General features: G+C 61.1%; 15 protein-coding genes. 7 read left to right on the top strand and 8 right to left on the bottom strand.

The genetic code is table 11. From position 1 onward, the window contains the following. Positions 1-96: 96 nt before the first annotated feature. Both AC1ECK_RS06675 and AC1ECK_RS06670 read right to left on the bottom strand, forming a co-directional pair. On the bottom strand, positions 97-438 hold the full coding sequence (locus tag AC1ECK_RS06675; protein WP_480317152.1) for a sugar ABC transporter ATPase: 342 nt from the start codon (positions 436-438) through the stop codon (positions 97-99). 268 nt (positions 439-706) lie between these two features. Further along, the gene (locus tag AC1ECK_RS06670; protein WP_480317150.1) at positions 707-1864 is read right to left on the bottom strand and encodes a porin; all 1158 of its coding nucleotides are present in this window, start codon (positions 1862-1864) and stop codon (positions 707-709) included. Between the two features lie 623 nt (positions 1865-2487). Here AC1ECK_RS06670 and AC1ECK_RS06665 point away from each other — a divergent pair. After that, a complete protein-coding gene (locus AC1ECK_RS06665) occupies positions 2488-3024 on the top strand; it encodes a hypothetical protein (protein WP_480317148.1) in 537 nt (178 codons plus the stop codon). A gap of 35 nt (positions 3025-3059) precedes the next feature. Here AC1ECK_RS06665 and AC1ECK_RS06660 read toward each other — a convergent pair whose 3' ends face one another. Beyond that, positions 3060-3494 (bottom strand): hypothetical protein, encoded by a 435-nt coding sequence (locus AC1ECK_RS06660; RefSeq protein ID WP_480317146.1) that lies wholly within the window; start codon positions 3492-3494, stop codon positions 3060-3062. 518 nt (positions 3495-4012) lie between these two features. Here AC1ECK_RS06660 and AC1ECK_RS06655 point away from each other — a divergent pair. Together AC1ECK_RS06655 and ggt are read left to right on the top strand one after the other, a co-directional pair. Beyond that, positions 4013-5416: an MFS transporter gene (locus AC1ECK_RS06655; RefSeq protein ID WP_480317144.1), complete on the top strand. Its 1404-nt coding sequence runs from the start codon at positions 4013-4015 to the stop codon at positions 5414-5416. A 102-nt stretch (positions 5417-5518) separates the two neighbouring features. Next, the gene (gene ggt / locus AC1ECK_RS06650) at positions 5519-7243 is read left to right on the top strand and encodes a gamma-glutamyltransferase (protein WP_480317142.1); all 1725 of its coding nucleotides are present in this window, start codon (positions 5519-5521) and stop codon (positions 7241-7243) included. 42 nt (positions 7244-7285) lie between these two features. Here ggt and AC1ECK_RS06645 read toward each other — a convergent pair whose 3' ends face one another. Continuing rightward, positions 7286-7555 (bottom strand): hypothetical protein, encoded by a 270-nt coding sequence (locus AC1ECK_RS06645; RefSeq protein ID WP_480317140.1) that lies wholly within the window; start codon positions 7553-7555, stop codon positions 7286-7288. 202 nt (positions 7556-7757) lie between these two features. Continuing rightward, positions 7758-8846: a S1C family serine protease gene (locus AC1ECK_RS06640; RefSeq protein WP_480317138.1), complete on the bottom strand. Its 1089-nt coding sequence runs from the start codon at positions 8844-8846 to the stop codon at positions 7758-7760. A gap of 122 nt (positions 8847-8968) precedes the next feature. Between AC1ECK_RS06640 and AC1ECK_RS06635 the strand changes: the two genes are divergently transcribed. After that, a complete protein-coding gene (locus tag AC1ECK_RS06635) occupies positions 8969-9352 on the top strand; it encodes a VOC family protein (protein WP_480317136.1) in 384 nt (127 codons plus the stop codon). A 228-nt stretch (positions 9353-9580) separates the two neighbouring features. Continuing rightward, positions 9581-10507 (top strand): polyphosphate kinase 2, encoded by a 927-nt coding sequence (gene ppk2 / locus AC1ECK_RS06630; protein WP_480317134.1) that lies wholly within the window; start codon positions 9581-9583, stop codon positions 10505-10507. Positions 10508-10757: 250 nt separating this feature from the next. Here the strand turns inward: ppk2 and AC1ECK_RS06625 are convergent, their stop codons facing one another. Beyond that, a complete protein-coding gene (locus tag AC1ECK_RS06625; RefSeq protein ID WP_480317132.1) occupies positions 10758-12344 on the bottom strand; it encodes an inorganic phosphate transporter in 1587 nt (528 codons plus the stop codon). A gap of 492 nt (positions 12345-12836) precedes the next feature. Between AC1ECK_RS06625 and AC1ECK_RS06620 the strand changes: the two genes are divergently transcribed. Together AC1ECK_RS06620 and AC1ECK_RS06615 are read left to right on the top strand one after the other, a co-directional pair. Beyond that, entirely contained in the window at positions 12837-13778 is a 942-nt protein-coding gene (locus AC1ECK_RS06620; protein WP_480317350.1) for a LysR substrate-binding domain-containing protein, read from the top strand. Between the two features lie 267 nt (positions 13779-14045). Beyond that, positions 14046-14690 carry an H-NS histone family protein gene (locus tag AC1ECK_RS06615; protein ID WP_480317130.1) on the top strand — a complete coding sequence of 215 codons (645 nt, stop codon included), beginning with the start codon at positions 14046-14048 and terminating at the stop codon, positions 14688-14690. A gap of 81 nt (positions 14691-14771) precedes the next feature. Here AC1ECK_RS06615 and AC1ECK_RS06610 read toward each other — a convergent pair whose 3' ends face one another. Then, positions 14772-14975, bottom strand: coding sequence for a cold-shock protein (locus tag AC1ECK_RS06610; RefSeq protein ID WP_074266324.1), 204 nt, complete (start codon positions 14973-14975; stop codon positions 14772-14774). A 274-nt stretch (positions 14976-15249) separates the two neighbouring features. Next, positions 15250-16302 (bottom strand): VTT domain-containing protein, encoded by a 1053-nt coding sequence (locus AC1ECK_RS06605; protein ID WP_480317127.1) that lies wholly within the window; start codon positions 16300-16302, stop codon positions 15250-15252. Between the last annotated feature and the right edge of the window lie 8 nt (positions 16303-16310).

The following is a 16310-nucleotide window of genomic DNA, read 5'->3' as shown; positions in this document are numbered from 1 at the left end:
AGCGCCGCGCGTGTCGAAACAGGCGCGGCGCGGGAGACGCTCAGTGATCGAACGACGAGCGACACCCAGATAAAACCGTCATACAGAAAGCCGCACCTACGTCGCGCAACGCGCGATATCGAAGCGCATTTCCGGCTCAGGTGGATCGTCGGGTGCATTGGCAGGCCGCATCACCTTGATCTCCGAGCCGGAGCTGACGGGCGTCAGTGTGACAAAGTAAGCGGTGTTCGAATCCGAGCCAACGGCCAGCTCGGTCGCGCCGCCCACGGACGACGCACGTACGCGTGACAAGCGGCTTTCGAGGCACTCGGTAATGTCGGACGTGGTTCGCGCCGAGGTGACGAACACCATCGGTTGCGAGGCATCGCGCGTGGGGCCGGACGAGCCACAGGCAGCTAGCGCGAGAGCAGCGGGAGCGAGCAAAAGAAGTTTTTTCATGATCGGATCGTCGGTGTTCCCGATCGGATACAGGAACAGGGGCACGGGCGGAACGGGGTGCTCCGCGACGAAGCCGCCGGTCGACCGCGGCGAGCACCCGATGATGAGGAGGCTCGCGGCGTGGAAGGCGGCTTAGCCAAGTATACCTGCGTGCGCATGAAGATTCGACGCTTGCGCATCCCATCCACGCATAAAAAAACGCGCGCGTGATTGTGTCACGCGCGCGTTGTTCAACAGGCCGGAGCGGTCGATCAGGCCTGCAGCTTCATTAGAAGCGGTGACGCAGGCCGACGGTCGCTGCCACCTGGTTGCCGGTCGACGACGGCGACAACGAGTTGATCATAGCGACGTTCGCGCTGCCGTCGCCGAGTTCGCCCGAAGCGTGTTGGTACACGCCTTCCAGGTAGACGTCGGTGCGCTTGCTGAGGGAGTAGTCAGCCAGCAGCGAAACCGTGTGCCACTTCGGATCGCCCGAGGTCGTGCCGCCGGTCGCCTTGCCGTCCGTGAACGTGTACGCTGCGTTCAGGCTCAGCGCCGGAGTCAGTGCGTACTTGCCGTTGATTTCATAGTTGTCGAGGTGCAGGTTCGTACCCGTCGGCACCGTGAAGCCCACGCCGTTCTGGTCGCCGGCGATCAGGTTGTTGTCTTGCGTGTGAGTCCACACGAAGCCAACCGTAGCCGGACCGTACGAGTAGTTCGCGCCCACACCGTAGGTACGTTGCAGCGCTGCCGTCAGGTTGGCATCGCTGCCGGCGCCTGCGGACACCGCACCGCTCGAGTTCGTGCCGCCCAGCGAATTGTTCAGTTGCAGGTAAGCAGCAGCAACATTCAGCGGGCCGTTGACGTACGAAGCGCCGACGCTCCATGCACGGTTGTTCGCGAACTGGCCAGCGTCGTTGCTGAAGCCGTACAGGCCGCCGAAGCGCAGACCCTGGTAGTTTGCGCTCTGGTACTTGACTGCGTTCTTGATCGAGAACGAGGCGTCCAGATTGTCGTTGTCGAACGGGTGAGCGGCCAGGTTGTTGCCGTAGCCCGAACCCGCTTCCGACAGCGGGGCGAGGTAGTCGACCACGGAGTCATATTGACGGCCGAGGGTCAGCGTACCGTACTGGTCGCTTTGCAGACCGACGAAAGCCTGACGATTGAACATCGTGTTGCTTTCGGAGAACTTGCCGTTGTTCAGGTTGAAACCGTCTTCCAACGTGAAGATGGCATGCAGGCCGCCGCCGAGGTCTTCGCTGCCGCGCAGGCCGAAGTACGTATTCGACACGGTGCCGCTACCTTGCTGCCAGTTGTTGTGGCCACCCTGGTTGTTCGAGTAGACGAGGCCGGCGTCCAGCGTGCCGTACAGCGTGACGCTGCTTTGTGCGTGGGCGTTGATGGCGAACGCGCCCATGATGCCCGCGATGATGAGGGTTTTTTTCATGCTTTTTTACTCCGAGTCAGTCCGTAAAGAATCGCCTTGCAGGGCTTAATGCCAATGCCACCGGCCGCCTGAGGATTCGCAGCGAAGTGTATTCCCTCCGATAAATTGATTGACGCTATCCCGCACAACAATGCTTTCCTGAATCGGAAATTCTGGATTTGAAGTCCGTAAGTGCCGATAAATAAAGCGATTTTGAGTTTGATTTTAGAGATATGGTGGTGTGTCAACCGTTTTCACTGTTGCACATGTGCGACGCCCGGCCCTGGCGGCTGAGAGGGTTAACAAGGGAAGCCGGCACGACACAATTCTGATTATCCAGTTTCCTGAAAGAGACTATTCCAGTTATTGAGGTGATTACGCTGGCTTACCGGATTTACAATCCGAATCACCCCTTGACCAAGGGTGTCTTTTTCATCTGTTTATGCGCGGCCTTCGGGCCGCGTTTTTTTATTCTGTATTGGATTAGATTATAAGTTCCCGGTAATCCAGAAAAATATTTTTTTATAAAAGGAAATAATCCGGGCCCCTGGCCGTTCGGCGTAGGCCGTCCCGGGAGGCAGCGTGGACGGGTAGAATCCAGCCCTTGTGTTGATCAATCTGTTCCGAACCCGAGCGACCCTGCAATGACCGATACGCCCCTTCCTTCGCCCGATACCCCTGCCGATTCCGCGCCGGAAGCGTTCGCCGAAGCGCCCGAGACCCTGCACGACGCGCGTTTGTGGCGCGACGACGGCTGGACGGCGCGCGTCATCAAGAATGAAGACGACGACGGCTGGGCGGTGGAGATGATCAAGGACGGCGAACCGGAGCCCGCCCTGGTCGGTCCGTGGACGATGGGGCGTGACAAGAAGAATCCGAAGCCGCTCGATACCGGAGCGTTCAATACGCTGGTGAAGACCGCGTCGGAGGTATTGCGCCGTCACGAACAGCAGTTGCACGCCATGCTGCACAAGCGCGTGACGGTGGACTCGCCGTCGGGCGACGGCGAGCTGGAGATTACGCTGGAGATCGTGCCGAGCGAGGATGATCCTTACGCGCTGCTGAGCGCGTTCGACGCCTTCGGCGAGCAGCTCGCGCAGGTAAAAGTGGCGCCCAACTTCAAGCTAGGCAAGGCGAACGCTGTCGCCTGGGTGGAAAACGGCTTCCGCCGTCCAGGGTAATGACCGGCCGCCGCACCGCGGCGCGCCCATCCGTTTCAATTGCGCTTGCAGAAAATCGCCGTGATATGCGGCCCGACGTGATGCACGATGGCCGTGCTGCCCGCCTGCGTCACCGCATCCTGCACGCTGGTGTCGCTGCCCCACACCACGGCGCCGTAAGCCGAATTGGCGAGCGGTTCGCCGTCGCCGGGACGGAACATCGGATCGTCCTTCTCGAAGCCGACCAGCGCAAACACATGAAAGCCGAAGGCGCTGAGATCGGCGCCCTTGGCGGGGCGGAATGCATTGATCGAATTGCTTTCCACCCGCATCGGGGTCGGATCGATCAATTGCTGCTGGGCGAGATCCGCAATGAACTGATGGCCCGATTCGTTGCAGGCCAGCGGCGCGTCGAGCGCGGTCGCGCGACAGGCAAGCGGTAGTGTGGCGGCCAGCAGGGCGAGGAGTGCGGAAGAAAAAACGTGCTTCATAAGCTTCTGGGTCGCGTATACGTATACACAATGGCAGATCGCAGCGGGGCGGTACGGGAAAGGCCGCCACCCCGCAATGCGCATCGGGATTACGCGGCGTTACAGGCGCAAGAGGATTCGCACTGTACCAACCTTCGAGGATTCTTGCTTTGGACGGCTTCTGTCAAGGGGGAGCCGGAAATTGCCGCGGAAAACAGCAAGCTTTCGAGCAACCGTATAAATTTCCTGGTTAGAAATTGTCGAATTGTCGGCCATTATCCTTACAAAACGTCCCGGCACCGAAAACGTGGGATGCGTGGCTCGCCCGCCGGCTTGTCATGCGGCCTGCGAACACGTTCGTCACACCCTCGCCTGACTACGCTGCGTCTGCTGATCGGCTGGCCGCCTTCGTTGCGTCCTCAACCATCGCGCGCAGCATACGATGCTGTACAAATCACCTTCCTTAACAACATCTGTTGCCAGGGCAATGCGATAATCGCAGCTTTACGCTGACGGCTTTGTCCCCCGTCGTTTTGCCAATGCCTCTTAATCTGGGTGCATTCATCGTTCCGCTGATCGTCGCGTGTGCGATGTTTATGGAAAACGTGGACGGCACGGTCATCGTGACCTCACTGCCCGTTCTGGCGCGGGACCTCGGTCAGAGTCCCATCACTCTCAAGCTGGCCATCACCAGTTATGTGATCGGCCTCGGCGTCTTCATTCCTATCTGCGGCTGGGTGGCCGACCGCTTCGGCTCGCGCACGGTGTTTCGCACGGCAATCGGCATCTTCATGACCGGCTCGCTGCTGTGCGCGGCCTCCACCTCGCTCGGCACCTTAGTGTTTGCGCGCTTCGTGCAAGGGCTGGGCGGAGCGCTAATGGTGCCGGTGGGGCGCATCATTATTTTCCGCGCCATCCCCAAGTCGGAATTCATTCGCGCGATCAATTATCTGACGGTGCCCGCGCTGCTCGGCCCGGTGCTGGGGCCGCCGCTCGGCGGGTTCATCACGACCTATCTGCACTGGCGCCTGATTTTCTTCATCAACATTCCGATCGGCCTGCTCGGCATCTACCTGACCAACAAGCACATCGCCAATGTGCGCGAAGCGCATCCGGGGCGTCTCGACTGGACCGGTTTCGTGTTGTCGGCGGCCGGCGCTTCGCTGTTTATGCTAGGGCTCTCGCTGATCGGCGGGGAACTGGTGTCGAACAAGCTGTCGATCGGCATGTCGGTGCTCGGCGCGGCGCTGCTGCTGATCTACTGGTTCTATGCGAGCCGGGTCGAACTGCCGGTGCTCGATCTGCGCCTGCTGCGCATCCCGAGCTTTCACGCGAGCGTGCTGGGCGGCTCGCTGTTTCGTATCGGCCTTGGCGCCGTGCCGTTCCTGCTGCCGCTCGCATTGCAGGAAGGACTCGGCATGACCGCTTTCGAGTCCGGCTCGATCACCTGCGCGTCGGCGTTCGGTTCGATCTTCATGAAGGCGGTCGCCTCGCGCGTGCTCGGGCGTTTCGGCTTCCGCAAGGTGCTGATGGTCAATGCAGGGCTGGCCGGGCTGGCGATTGCCGTCTACGGCTTGTTCTCGCCGGGCATGTCGCATTGGACGATCTGGTGTGTGGTGCTGTTCGGCGGCTTCTTTCCCTCGCTGCAGTTCACGTCGTTGAATACGCTGGCTTATGCGGATATCCCGAGCCGCGACATCGGCCGTGCTACCAGCGTGGCGAGCGTGATCCAGCAGATTTCGCTGGGGCTCGGTGTGACGATCGGCGGCGTCGTGCTGCAGATTTCGCACCATCTGCAAGGCCATCCAGCCATCGTGTGGTCGGACTTCTGGCCTGCGTTTCTAGTGGTGGGAATGTTCTCGGTGGGCTCGATTCCGGTGACGGCACGCTTGCCTCAAGGCAGCGGCGATGAAATTGCCAGAGGCGGAAGAGGCAAGGCATAAGTTAGGACTACCTTCAAGGACTTCGCGAAACGCGCTTTTACATGCTATAAGCCCAAGACAGACGTATTCTCTAAGCTAAAGAATGGTCATGGAGGGCAGTCAATGTCATTGGGTAAAGTAAAGTTTTCCGTTAGTGTCTTTGCGGTTGCTGCATTCGTTACCGTATCGAGCAGTCTTCTCGAATCCGCACCGGCCTATGCCAAGGCCCCTCAACAAGCGGCCGTTCTGGATGCCTCGGCGGTTGCCGTGGCGGACAAGTTCAGCGCCGACGCCGCCGAGCAGATCTTCAAGGAGGGCGGCAACGCGGTCGATGCGGCCGTGGCGATCGCGTTTACGCTTGCCGTGACCTATCCGGAAGCGGGCAACATCGGCGGCGGCGGTTTCATGACACTGTATGTCGACGGCAAGCCTTACTTTCTGGACTATCGCGAGAAGGCGCCGCTCGCCGCCACGCGCAACATGTATCTCGACGACAAGGGCGAAGTCATCAAGGGCATGAGCCTGTTCGGTTATCGCGCCGTGGGCGTGCCGGGCACGGTCGAAGGCATGTGGGAGGCGCAGCGCCGCTTCGGCAAACTGAAGTGGAAGCAGGTGCTCGCACCCGCCATCAAGTATGCGACCGACGGTTTCGAAGTCAGCGAACAATTGCAGCAGCGCCGCGACGACGCGGCTAAAGACTTCGCGGGCAAGACCAACTTCGATGCCTACTTCGGCAATCTCAAGCAAGGCGTCAACTTCAAACAGCCGGAGCTCGCTGCTGTGCTGACGCGCATTGCCAATGACGGCGCCAAAGACTTCTACGACGGCAAGACGGCCGATCTGATCGCCGCATCGATGCGCGGCCACGGTCTGATCACGAAGCGCGACCTGCAGGAATACAAGGCTGTCTGGCGTGAGCCGGTTCAGGCGAACTGGAACGGCTATCGTGTGATTACCGCGCCGCCGCCGAGTTCGGGCGGTATCGGCCTCGTGCAGTTGCTGAAGATGAAAGAGGACCTCGCGCCCGACTTCAAGGACGTGCCGCTCAACTCGGCGCAGTACGTGCACCTGATCGCGGAAATCGAAAAGCGCGTATTTGCCGACCGCGCGCAGTACCTGGGCGACCCTGACTTCTACAAGGTGCCGGTCGCGCAGTTGACCGACGACGCATACATCGCCAAGCGGGCCGCCGAGGTCAATCCAGGCACGCCTTCGGACACGAAGAGCGTCCAGGCCGGTCTTGGCACCTCGATGCCGGAGAAGGCCGAGACCACGCATTTCTCGGTGATCGACAAGTGGGGTAACGCGGTATCGAACACGTATACGCTCAACGGCTACTTTGGCTCGGGCGTGGTGGTGGAGGGCACGGGCATTGTGCTGAACGATGAAATGGACGACTTCTCGGCCAAGCCGGGCGTGGCGAACGCGTTCGGCGTAGTGGGCCGTGACGCGAATGCAATCGAGCCGAAGAAGCGTCCGCTGTCGTCGATGACGCCGACCATCCTTACCAGGGACGGCAAGGTGGCGCTCGTGATCGGCACGCCGGGCGGTTCGCGCATCTTCACGTCGATCTTCCAGGTGATCAACAACGTCTACGACTTCAATATGCCGTTGCCCGATGCGGTGGCCGCGATGCGCTTTCATCACCAGTTGCTGCCGCCGAACACGATCTTCTGGGAGCCGTACAAACCGATCACCGGCGAACTCGCGCAGCAGATCGAAGCGAAGGGCTACAAGCTGGAAGGCCAGGACTTCAGCGGCGACATCCAGCTCATCAAGGTCAACGGCGCGACGCCGGAACCGGCGGCCGATCCGCGCGGCCGCGGTGTGACGCGGGTGATTCAGTGAGCGTTTGAGGTGGCGGTGGTGCCGGGTGCCAGGACGCTGCGCTTACAGCCCCGTAAACCGCGCGAAGAACCGTCCCCATGCGGCCTTGTCCGCTTCGGAGAGAGCCGGGTCCGACGCTGCGCCGAACGCTTCTTCACGAGCTTGGACGCAGGCATCGATAAACTGTTGCAAGGCAGCACGATCGGCAAACACCAGTTCGCGTTGCGATGCGGCAATCTCCACGCGCGCCGGTGTTTTCGTCACGCGCGGTACGCCGTAGTCGTCATAGCCGGCGGTGTCCCGCGTGACTCGCACCTGATAGTTGCCTGTCACATTGTTCTCCAGTCGATCGGAGTGGGCGCGTTACTCTGGTTCCATGCAAAGCGCTTGCTCCGGTCCCATGCAAGCTTGTTACTGTCCGAGGGTTGTTTTCCCAGTATAGAAAATCGTCGTGACACTGCTGCGCTTCTTTGTGGCGCATCTTGATGTCATTGATCGCTGGCGATCCACGGCGCCGCGGTCAAGTCGGCATAGGTCAGCTTGTCTGCTCGACCGGCGTCAGCGTCAACTCGAGCCGCTGCGTGCCGCGCAATACCGTGACGCTGACCGGGCGATCGATACGCGAAGCATCCAGCACACGCTGCAGCGTGTCGACGCCATCGACGGGCAGCGTATCGATGGCGACAATCGTGTCGTCGGTACGCAGGCCACCGAGTGCGGCCGGGCTGGCCTTGACGATCTCCATCACCCGCACGCCGCTTGCCGCGTTCAGGTTGAAGTAGCGCTGTACGCGTCGCGACAGCGGCGTCGTAGTGCCGGCCACGCCGATATAGGCGCGCCGCACCCGGCCATACGCGAAAATCTGCATGATGACCCACTTCGCGGTGTCGATGGCGGTAGCAAAGCAGATGGCCTGGGCGCCGGGAATGATCGCGGTATTGACGCCGATCACCTGACCGGCCGAGTTGATCAGCGGACCGCCCGAGTTGCCGGGATTCAAGGCCGCGTCGGTCTGGATCACGTCGTAGATCATGCGGCCCGAGTTCGAGCGCAGCGAGCGCCCGAGCGCCGACACCACGCCCGTGGTGACCGTCTGTTGCAGGCCGAGCGGGTTGCCCACCGCAATGGCAATCTGACCGACCCGCAGCCGTCCCGATTCGCCGAGTTCGACGTGCGGCAGGGGTTCGGCCGAGCCGATGCGCAGCACAGCGAGGTCGCTGCCGGGATCGTCGCCGACCAGGTCGGCTGCGAACTGGCTGCCGTCCGCGAGCGTCACCTGGATCTGCACGGCGCCATGGACGACATGGCTATTGGTCAGCAAGTAGCCGTCCGGCGTGAACAGGAAGCCCGAGCCGGTGCCGCCGCGGGTGCCGCGGCCGCTGGGATGGCCGGGCGTGCGGTGTTCGACGGAAATGAAGACGACAGCCTGCTGGACGCGTTCCAGCGCACCGATCACGGTGCGCGAGTAGGCGTCGAGCAAGGCGTCGTCGTTGAGTGCGGATGGCGCGGTGGTCTGCTCGGCCGGCTGCGCCGCCGGTGCAGCGGAAGCCGCAGGCTCGGCCGGCCCGGCAGGCTCGGACGAGGCGCGCGACAGGTCATCAATAAAACGGGGACGGCTTCCCATGGCGAAGCTCCGGACTAGGCGGGAGCCTAACTGCAGGGCTGTCCATCTATTTTCAAGACGTGTCCGAGGGTGTGAGAAACTGACCGTGCCGACGCCCTGTTCACAAACGACGCGAGGAGACCATGATGAATCAGACCGCCCCATCGGAGGAGCCTCGCATCGAGTCGTTGAGCGCCGTTACCTTGGCGACGCGCGATATGGCGCGGTCCGTGCCGTTTTATGAGGCGCTTGGCTTCCCGCTGAATTTTGGCGGTCCGCAGGAAACGTTTACATCGTTTGCGTTCGGTACGTCGTTCTTGAACCTGATCGCCGACAGCCACGGCCCGGTGAGCGGCTGGGGGCGGGTGATCATTTACGTGTCGGACGTCGACGGCATCTATCAGAAGGCGTTGGCGGCTGGGCTGCAGCCTGAATTCGCCCCGTCGGACGCGCCGTGGGGCGAACGCTATTTCCACATTACCGACCCGGACGGCCACGAATTGAGCTTTGCAAAACCGCTCCGATAGCGGATTTGACGGCGCGTAAAACTCGCTATCATGGAGCGCGGGGGAGACCGCCGTCCGGCGTGAAGGGCCGCGCGGGGCTGCGAAGACGCACGCCGGAGACGGTTGGCACGCGGGCGCGAGCCATACTGCCCCAGTAATAACAGTGACACCTCGGTCATCGACAATCGAGCGGCCGCCGCTGTCGTCCGCGCAGCGTGCTTACCCATTCCCGTTTCCAGGAGAGTCGCGATGAAAGAGCAGGATCCTATGGTCGATACGGCATCGATGGCCGAGCGGCAGCGCCGTTTTGAAGAGGATCTCATCGATGCGTACGACGAAGAACTCGAAATGGAAGTGGACGACCGCATCAGCGACGGCGATGCGAGCTTCTCGCCCGAGCATCGCGAGGCGCGCAAGCAGTATTTCCGCGAACTGTTTCGTCTGCAGGGCGAATTGGTCAAGCTGCAGGACTGGATCGTCGCCACCGGACACCGGCTCGTGGTGATCTTCGAGGGGCGCGATGCGGCGGGCAAGGGCGGTGCGATCAAGCGCATCACGCAGCGCCTCAATCCGCGCGTATGCCGGGTGGCGGCTCTGCCGGCGCCCAACAACCGCGAACGCACGCAATGGTATTTTCAGCGCTATGTTTCGCATCTGCCGGCGGGCGGCGAGATGGTGCTGTTCGATCGTAGCTGGTACAACCGCGCGGGCGTCGAGCGCGTGATGAACTTCTGCACGGACGAGGAGTACGAGGAGTTTTTCCGCTCGGTGCCGGAGTTCGAGAAGATGCTCGCGCGCAGCGGCGTACAGATTCTCAAATACTGGTTTTCGATTACGGATGAAGAGCAGGAGATTCGCTTCCAGACCCGTATCCACGATCCGCTCAAGCAGTGGAAGCTGAGCCCGATGGACTTGGAGAGCCGGCGCCGCTGGGAGGCCTATACCCATGCGAAGGAAGTGATGCTGCAGCGCTCGCATATTCCCGAGGCGCCGTGGTGGGTGGTGCAGGCGGTCGACAAGAAGCGCGCGAGGTTGAACTGCATCCACCATCTGCTGAGCCAGGTGCCGTACCACGAGGTCGAGCATCCTCTCATCACGCTGCCGGAGCGGGTGTACAACGCGGAGTACATTCGCCAGCCGGTGCCGGTCAGCATGATCGTGCCGGAAGTTTATTGACGCGGTGGGGTGCTTAAAAAAGCCCGGCAAGTCATTGACTTGCCGGGCTTTTTGTTTGGGTTTGGAGGAGCAATAAACTGATGCAATGGACGGGCGGCTAGCCAACTGGCCGCGCCGCAGCGCGGCGTCGCGTCACCTCTTTTCTCTCAAGGAAACGCCGGGCCGCCCCAAGTTTCCCGCCCCGAAGGAAGTCCCCTTGGGGATTGCCCCCTCGGGGGGCCTGACGCGTAAGCGGCAGGTCTGGGGGCGCTCAAAAGACGTGCCGGAACAACCAATACAACCCCGCCGCTAGCGCGATCGATGCGGGCAGCGTGAGGACCCACGCCATGATCAGGCTGCGCACGGTGCTCCATTGCAGGCCCGAGCCATTGGCCGCCATCGTGCCGGCCACGCCCGACGATAGTATGTGAGTGGTCGAGACCGGCAGACCGTAGAGGTCAGCCGCACCGATCGTCAGCATCGCCACCACTTCCGCCGAGGCGCCCTGTCCATAGGTCAGATGCTGCTTGCCGATTTTCTCGCCGACCGTCACGACAATGCGCTTCCAGCCTACCATCGTCCCCAGCCCCAGGGCGATCGCCACCGCGACCTTGACCCACGTCGGGATGAACTTGGTTGCGTGATCGATCTGCTTCTTGAAGTTGTCGATCACCTTGAGGTCGTCCGCTGCGAAGACGGGCAGCTTGGCTTTCTCCATCAGCCGAACGGCTTCGGATGCCACATACATGTTGTTGCGCACGTTATCGACGATATCCTGCGGCACGCCTGCCATCGAACCGGACTGGCCGACCTGCTGACCGATCTGGCTGGTGAGTTGCTGAAGCGCCGGCAGCGTCTCGGGCGTCAACTGATGGGTACGCACATAGTCTTCGACCGCCGTGCGCGGATGGGCCGAGGGCGGCGCACCATTGACGTATTTGCCGAACGTCGCGGCAGCCTGCTGCGACACCGCAATGAAGGTTTGCGTTTCAGCGGGCGTCACGGCCTTGTTCAAGGCATACGCGGTCGGCACCGTGCCGATCAGGATCAGCATGATGAGGCCCATGCCCTTCTGACCGTCGTTCGAGCCGTGCGCGAACGAGACACCCGTGCAGGTCAGGATCAGCAGGCTGCGGATCCAGAAGGGCGGCGGCTCGCCGCCCTTCGGTTCGGAGTACAGGGCCGGCACGCGGACGACTGCTTTGAGTGCGAGCAGCAGCAAGCCCGAGAGCAGGAAGCCGACGATCGGCGAGAACAGCAGCGACTTGCCGACGCCCAGGGCCTGATTCCAGTCCACGCCGCTGGTGCCGCTGGCGCCATGCATCAACTGGTTCATCAGGCCCACGCCGATGATCGATCCCACCAGCGTGTGCGAACTCGAAGACGGCAAACCGAGGTACCACGTACCGAGATTCCAGATGATGGCGGCAATCAGCAGCGCGAACACCATCGCAAAGCCGGCGCTGCTGCCGACCTGCAGGATCAGTTCGACCGGCAGAAGCTGCAGCACGCCGAACGCGACTGCACCGGTCGAGGTCAGCACGCCGAGGAAGTTCCACGTGCCGGACCAGATGACTGCGAGATTCGGCGCAAGCGAATGCGTGTAGATCACAGTGGCGACGGCGTTCGCGGTGTCGTGAAAGCCGTTGACGAACTCGAAGCCGAGCGCGATCAGCAAGGCGACGGCGAGTAACAGATACGGTAGAAAGCTGAGTGCCTGAACCGACTGCAGGTCGCTAACCAGATGAACGGCGCAATACACCGCTCCGATGGCGATCACAATCAGGAAAATGATCAGACCAATGCTGCGGCTTCGAGCATTTGCGGCTGGCGTCTGCGGGTACGAAAGTTCCGGCATGGCGTGTTCCCCAAGGTAGTCGCGTCAACTTTTCATGCTGGTTCATGAACATGTCGAAGTCGTGACAAATATGTGTCATTCGGGCCCTTTGCGTGTGCAGGAAATGCTTGCGCCTTGCCTGGCGGGCCTGTGCCATCGCCAAAGCGCATACTGGCGGCGACTAGTATGCGATTGCGGCGGTAAGCTTTTCCATGCCGGCTGGGTACGCTCACACGGCGCATTGATATGAGTAATGTGAACGCCTCGCGCGATGAGCCAAGTCCAGCCACGCAGGTGTTTCCGGAGGATCGATGCAGACGCAACCATTGAATCGGGCGCCCGCGTGCTGGCCATGCTGCTGTGTGATTTGTTGCGGACTGCGTAAGATCTGTGAATGCCGTCGCTTTGGCCTCAGATTGTTCCGAAGCCCGAGTGAAGAAGACACTGGTCGCGAACGCGTAAAATGGCCGTCCGGTTTGCCGCATTCGATCAGAGACACCCTTGAAACGAAAAATGCCCGCGCTCAACGCGCTTAAAGCCTTTGAAGTAGCTGGCCGCACCGGCAGCTTCACGCGTGCCGCCGAACTGCTTAACGTCACGCAGAGCGCGGTCAGCCGGCAAGTGCGCCAGTTGGAAGAGCAGCTCGGCGAACCCTTGCTGCAGCGCCGCCATCATCACCTCGAGCTTTCCACGGCCGGACGACTGCTGCTGCAGGCGCTGCAGCAGTCGTTCGACAAGATCGAACTCACGGTGCGCAGCATTCAGGAAAAGACTCATCTGAACCGTCTGCGTCTCAACGCTCCACCCACTTTCACCAGCCGGTGGCTGATGCCGCGCCTTGGGCGCTTGCGCGACGCGCATCCGGAACTCGAACTGAGCCTGTCGACGCGGGTCGAGGACAAGCTTGCCGAATCGGGAGTGCTCGATTGTGCAATCCGCTTCGGCGACGGTGAATGGGAAGGCTTCGACAACCGCTTGCTGATGAGTGAACGGCATGTGGCTGTCTGCTCGCCGGCGCTGCTCGCGCGGCATTCCGGGCAGGGGGAAATCGACCTGAATCAGTTCACGCTGCTGCACGTGCTGGCAAGCGACGAGCAGCGCTATTTGACCTGGCAGCACTGGCTCAAGGCGGCAGGCATCGAAGGCGTCGATACCAGCGGCGGTTACGAATTCGATCTGCTCGATCTGGCGATCCGCGCAGCCGTCGACGGTCTCGGCATTACGATTGCCGACCGCCATATGATTGCCCGTGAACTTGCCACTGGCGAACTCGTGCAGGTGCTGAACGTGCATGTCGACGGCCATCAGTCGTACTGGCTGGTGACGCGTCCGGAGCAGGGCGACCTGCCGCAACTGGCTCTGTTTCGCGACTGGCTGCAGCACGAAGTGTGGTCGACCGAGCGCAACCAGGAGCCATCGGCGTCGTCACCGGAACGGTTGATCAGCGGCCATTGAATGCCGCTGCTGCGACGATCGGCTTGCCGGGACATTCCCACTGCCGCCGGTCGCTGCGGATTGTGCGTTCATGCATAGTCAGTTGTATTAATGAAGCAATCGCTAGTATTGAATATGACGCGGTATCGGGCCAGTGGTGCCACGCTCATACGCCCATCCGATAACAATAAAACTCGCTATTTCATGCGTCTTTGCGCGCAAAACCGTAGCGTTTCGCTATGTGCTCGTGGCATAGTGCGTCCGTTACCCATACATAAGGAGGCGGTAATGGCTACCCTCGAACAAATTCAAGCGCGTATGAGGAAACTTCAGGCGCAAGCCGAAGTGTTGCTTGCCAAACGGGCGCAAGCGGCCGTCGACCAGATTCGCGAGTTGATGATCAAGCACGGCTTGACCACCGCTGACATCGAGGCGCGCGCCAAAGCCAGGCGCGAGGCCAAGGCCGCTGGACGCCGTCCTGGCAATGGTGTGGCTAAACATGCCGCGAGTGCTAAAGGCAAGATGCCGCCGAAGTACAGGGATCCTAAAACCGGTGCAACGTGGAGCGGTCATGCCCGGCCGCCGGCCTGGATCAAGGACGTGAAAGACCGTACCCGCTACCTGATCGACCAGACCGCCGCGGTTGAGTTGAACGGCGGCGGCGCGAGCAAGGCGGCCACTTCGGCAAGGAAGGTGTCCGCGAAGAAAAGTGCTGCTAAGAAAGCGCCGGCAAAGAGAGCCGCAGTTAAAACGGTTGTGGCTAAGAAGGTAACAGCGAAGAAAACGGCAGCAAAGAAAGCCGCAATGACAACGAGAGATCCCGCCACGAAAAAGGCAGCAGTGAAGAAAGTGGCGGCGAAGAAGTCCGTAACGAAGAGGGCGGGTGCGAAGAAAGCTTCGGTGGCCAGGACGGCATCGAGCACTGCCGCGTAACGACACCGACGCGTTGCCCCTGAAACGACATTGGCCCGCCAAAGCGGGCCAATGCGACTGCGGAACGCGAGTTCCAGCGTGTTACAGCGGCGTGATGTTGGCCGCTTGCTTACCCTTCGGGCCTTGCTTCACTTCGAAGCTGACCTTCTGGTTTTCTTGCAGCGATTTGAAGCCACTTCCCTGGACTTCAGAAAAATGCGCGAACAGGTCTTCACCGCCGCCATCCGGCGTAATGAAACCAAAGCCCTTTGCATCGTTAAACCACTTTACTGTACCAGTTGCCATTTTCCTGAATTTTCCAAAAAAGACTGTTGTGTTGGTGTCGCTTAGCCGAGGTCGGCGAGATGCGACGCTGCTTTTTACCACAGGAAAATGACAACCGACAACCAGGGCCGCTACTGTACGCCGCTAAACGCATAAAAAATGCGTAAAAAACCCGCTAAAACGATGCAAGTTGACTATAGGGCAAACTAACCTCAGAGCGCGGAATAGATAGCGGCGCAGGCCGCTCCGCGCTCAGTGTCTAGCGCCGGCACGCTGCGATAGCAGGCTCACCGCCCTAGCGGTTCGTCTTGGCAGACGCGCCTCGGCGCGGTGCGACGCCGCGCAGCGTGACCGCTTCTGTCTCGTTGCGCAGGCTTTTCACGCGGGCGGCGAGCGTGGCTGCAGGCGCCCGGTTGGGCAGCGGCTCGGGCGCATAGCCGCGGCGTGCCCAGGCGTCGAGGCCGCCCTTTAGCGCACGAATCCTCGTAAACCCTTTATGGCGCATATGCTGGGTGATGCGCATGGCCGTCGTATCGTCCTCGCATACGCAATACACCACGCGATGTGTGGCCGGCAAAGCCGCGTCGATTTCCGCAGGCGAAGTCGCGTCGAGGCTCTGGGCTCCGGGGATCCGGTACGTCTCGTCCAGCAATGCCGACTGCGGGCGTGCATCCAGAATGACGGGAGGCGATTCGGTGCGCAGCATTGTCTCCAGTTGTTGCTGGGTTATCTGAACCTGCTTGAGCCAGCGTTTGAAGCGCCAACGCTGGATGCAGCGAAACACGAAGTAGAGAAACGACCCCGCCAGCACCAGATCGATAACTGTCGTGCCGTGCGCCCGCAGAGTGAGTACGAACATGCCAAGCTGTTTCTCGAACACTGCGCCGCCGAGAAGCCAGAACGTGGCCCATGCTGCCGCACCGAGCATATCCCAGGCGATAAATATGCGTATATCGACCCGTGTCGTGCCCATCAGGGGCGGCGTGGCAATCGCCAGACCCGGAATGAATTTGGACACCGATACAATCGGCGCCCCGAAGCGCTCGAATAGCGAGCGAGTGGTGCGCACATGCTGGCCAATCGACATTGAAAGCCGCGAGAGGCTACTAATCAAACGGTGGCCATACAGGCGTCCTGCCATGAACCAGGTGCCGTCGCCAATCAGTGCGCCTAACACCGCCAAGGGCAATACGTACCAGAACGACAGGGCGCCGCTGGCAATCGCGGATCCGGCGAACAGCAGAACGGGTACAGCGGGGATGGGGACGCCCAGTCGGGTTAGAAGAACGTTTAGAAAAACGACGCAGCCGCCCCAAGTCGAAATCTCCGATTGCGGAAACTCTATCAATTGCCATG

This window comes from Paraburkholderia sp. SSBN10T (assembly GCF_056619545.1).
Note: the sequence above shows the minus strand (reverse complement) of the source record. Positions and strands in the feature narration are given on the sequence as shown.

Bases quoted from the DNA above. Each gene is read 5' to 3' on its own strand.
- AC1ECK_RS06675 (WP_480317152.1), bottom strand. From the start codon at position 438: ATGAAAAAACTTCTTTTGCTCGCTCCCGCTGCTCTCGCGCTAGCTGCC.
- AC1ECK_RS06670 (WP_480317150.1), bottom strand. From the start codon at position 1,864: ATGAAAAAAACCCTCATCATCGCGGGCATCATGGGCGCGTTCGCCATC.
- AC1ECK_RS06665 (WP_480317148.1), top strand. From the start codon at position 2,488: ATGACCGATACGCCCCTTCCTTCGCCCGATACCCCTGCCGATTCCGCG.
- AC1ECK_RS06660 (WP_480317146.1), bottom strand. From the start codon at position 3,494: ATGAAGCACGTTTTTTCTTCCGCACTCCTCGCCCTGCTGGCCGCCACA.
- AC1ECK_RS06655 (WP_480317144.1), top strand. From the start codon at position 4,013: ATGCCTCTTAATCTGGGTGCATTCATCGTTCCGCTGATCGTCGCGTGT.
- ggt (WP_480317142.1), top strand. From the start codon at position 5,519: ATGTCATTGGGTAAAGTAAAGTTTTCCGTTAGTGTCTTTGCGGTTGCT.
- AC1ECK_RS06640 (WP_480317138.1), bottom strand. From the start codon at position 8,846: ATGGGAAGCCGTCCCCGTTTTATTGATGACCTGTCGCGCGCCTCGTCC.
- AC1ECK_RS06635 (WP_480317136.1), top strand. From the start codon at position 8,969: ATGATGAATCAGACCGCCCCATCGGAGGAGCCTCGCATCGAGTCGTTG.
- ppk2 (WP_480317134.1), top strand. From the start codon at position 9,581: ATGAAAGAGCAGGATCCTATGGTCGATACGGCATCGATGGCCGAGCGG.
- AC1ECK_RS06625 (WP_480317132.1), bottom strand. From the start codon at position 12,344: ATGCCGGAACTTTCGTACCCGCAGACGCCAGCCGCAAATGCTCGAAGC.
- AC1ECK_RS06620 (WP_480317350.1), top strand. From the start codon at position 12,837: ATGCCCGCGCTCAACGCGCTTAAAGCCTTTGAAGTAGCTGGCCGCACC.
- AC1ECK_RS06615 (WP_480317130.1), top strand. From the start codon at position 14,046: ATGGCTACCCTCGAACAAATTCAAGCGCGTATGAGGAAACTTCAGGCG.
- AC1ECK_RS06610 (WP_074266324.1), bottom strand. From the start codon at position 14,975: ATGGCAACTGGTACAGTAAAGTGGTTTAACGATGCAAAGGGCTTTGGT.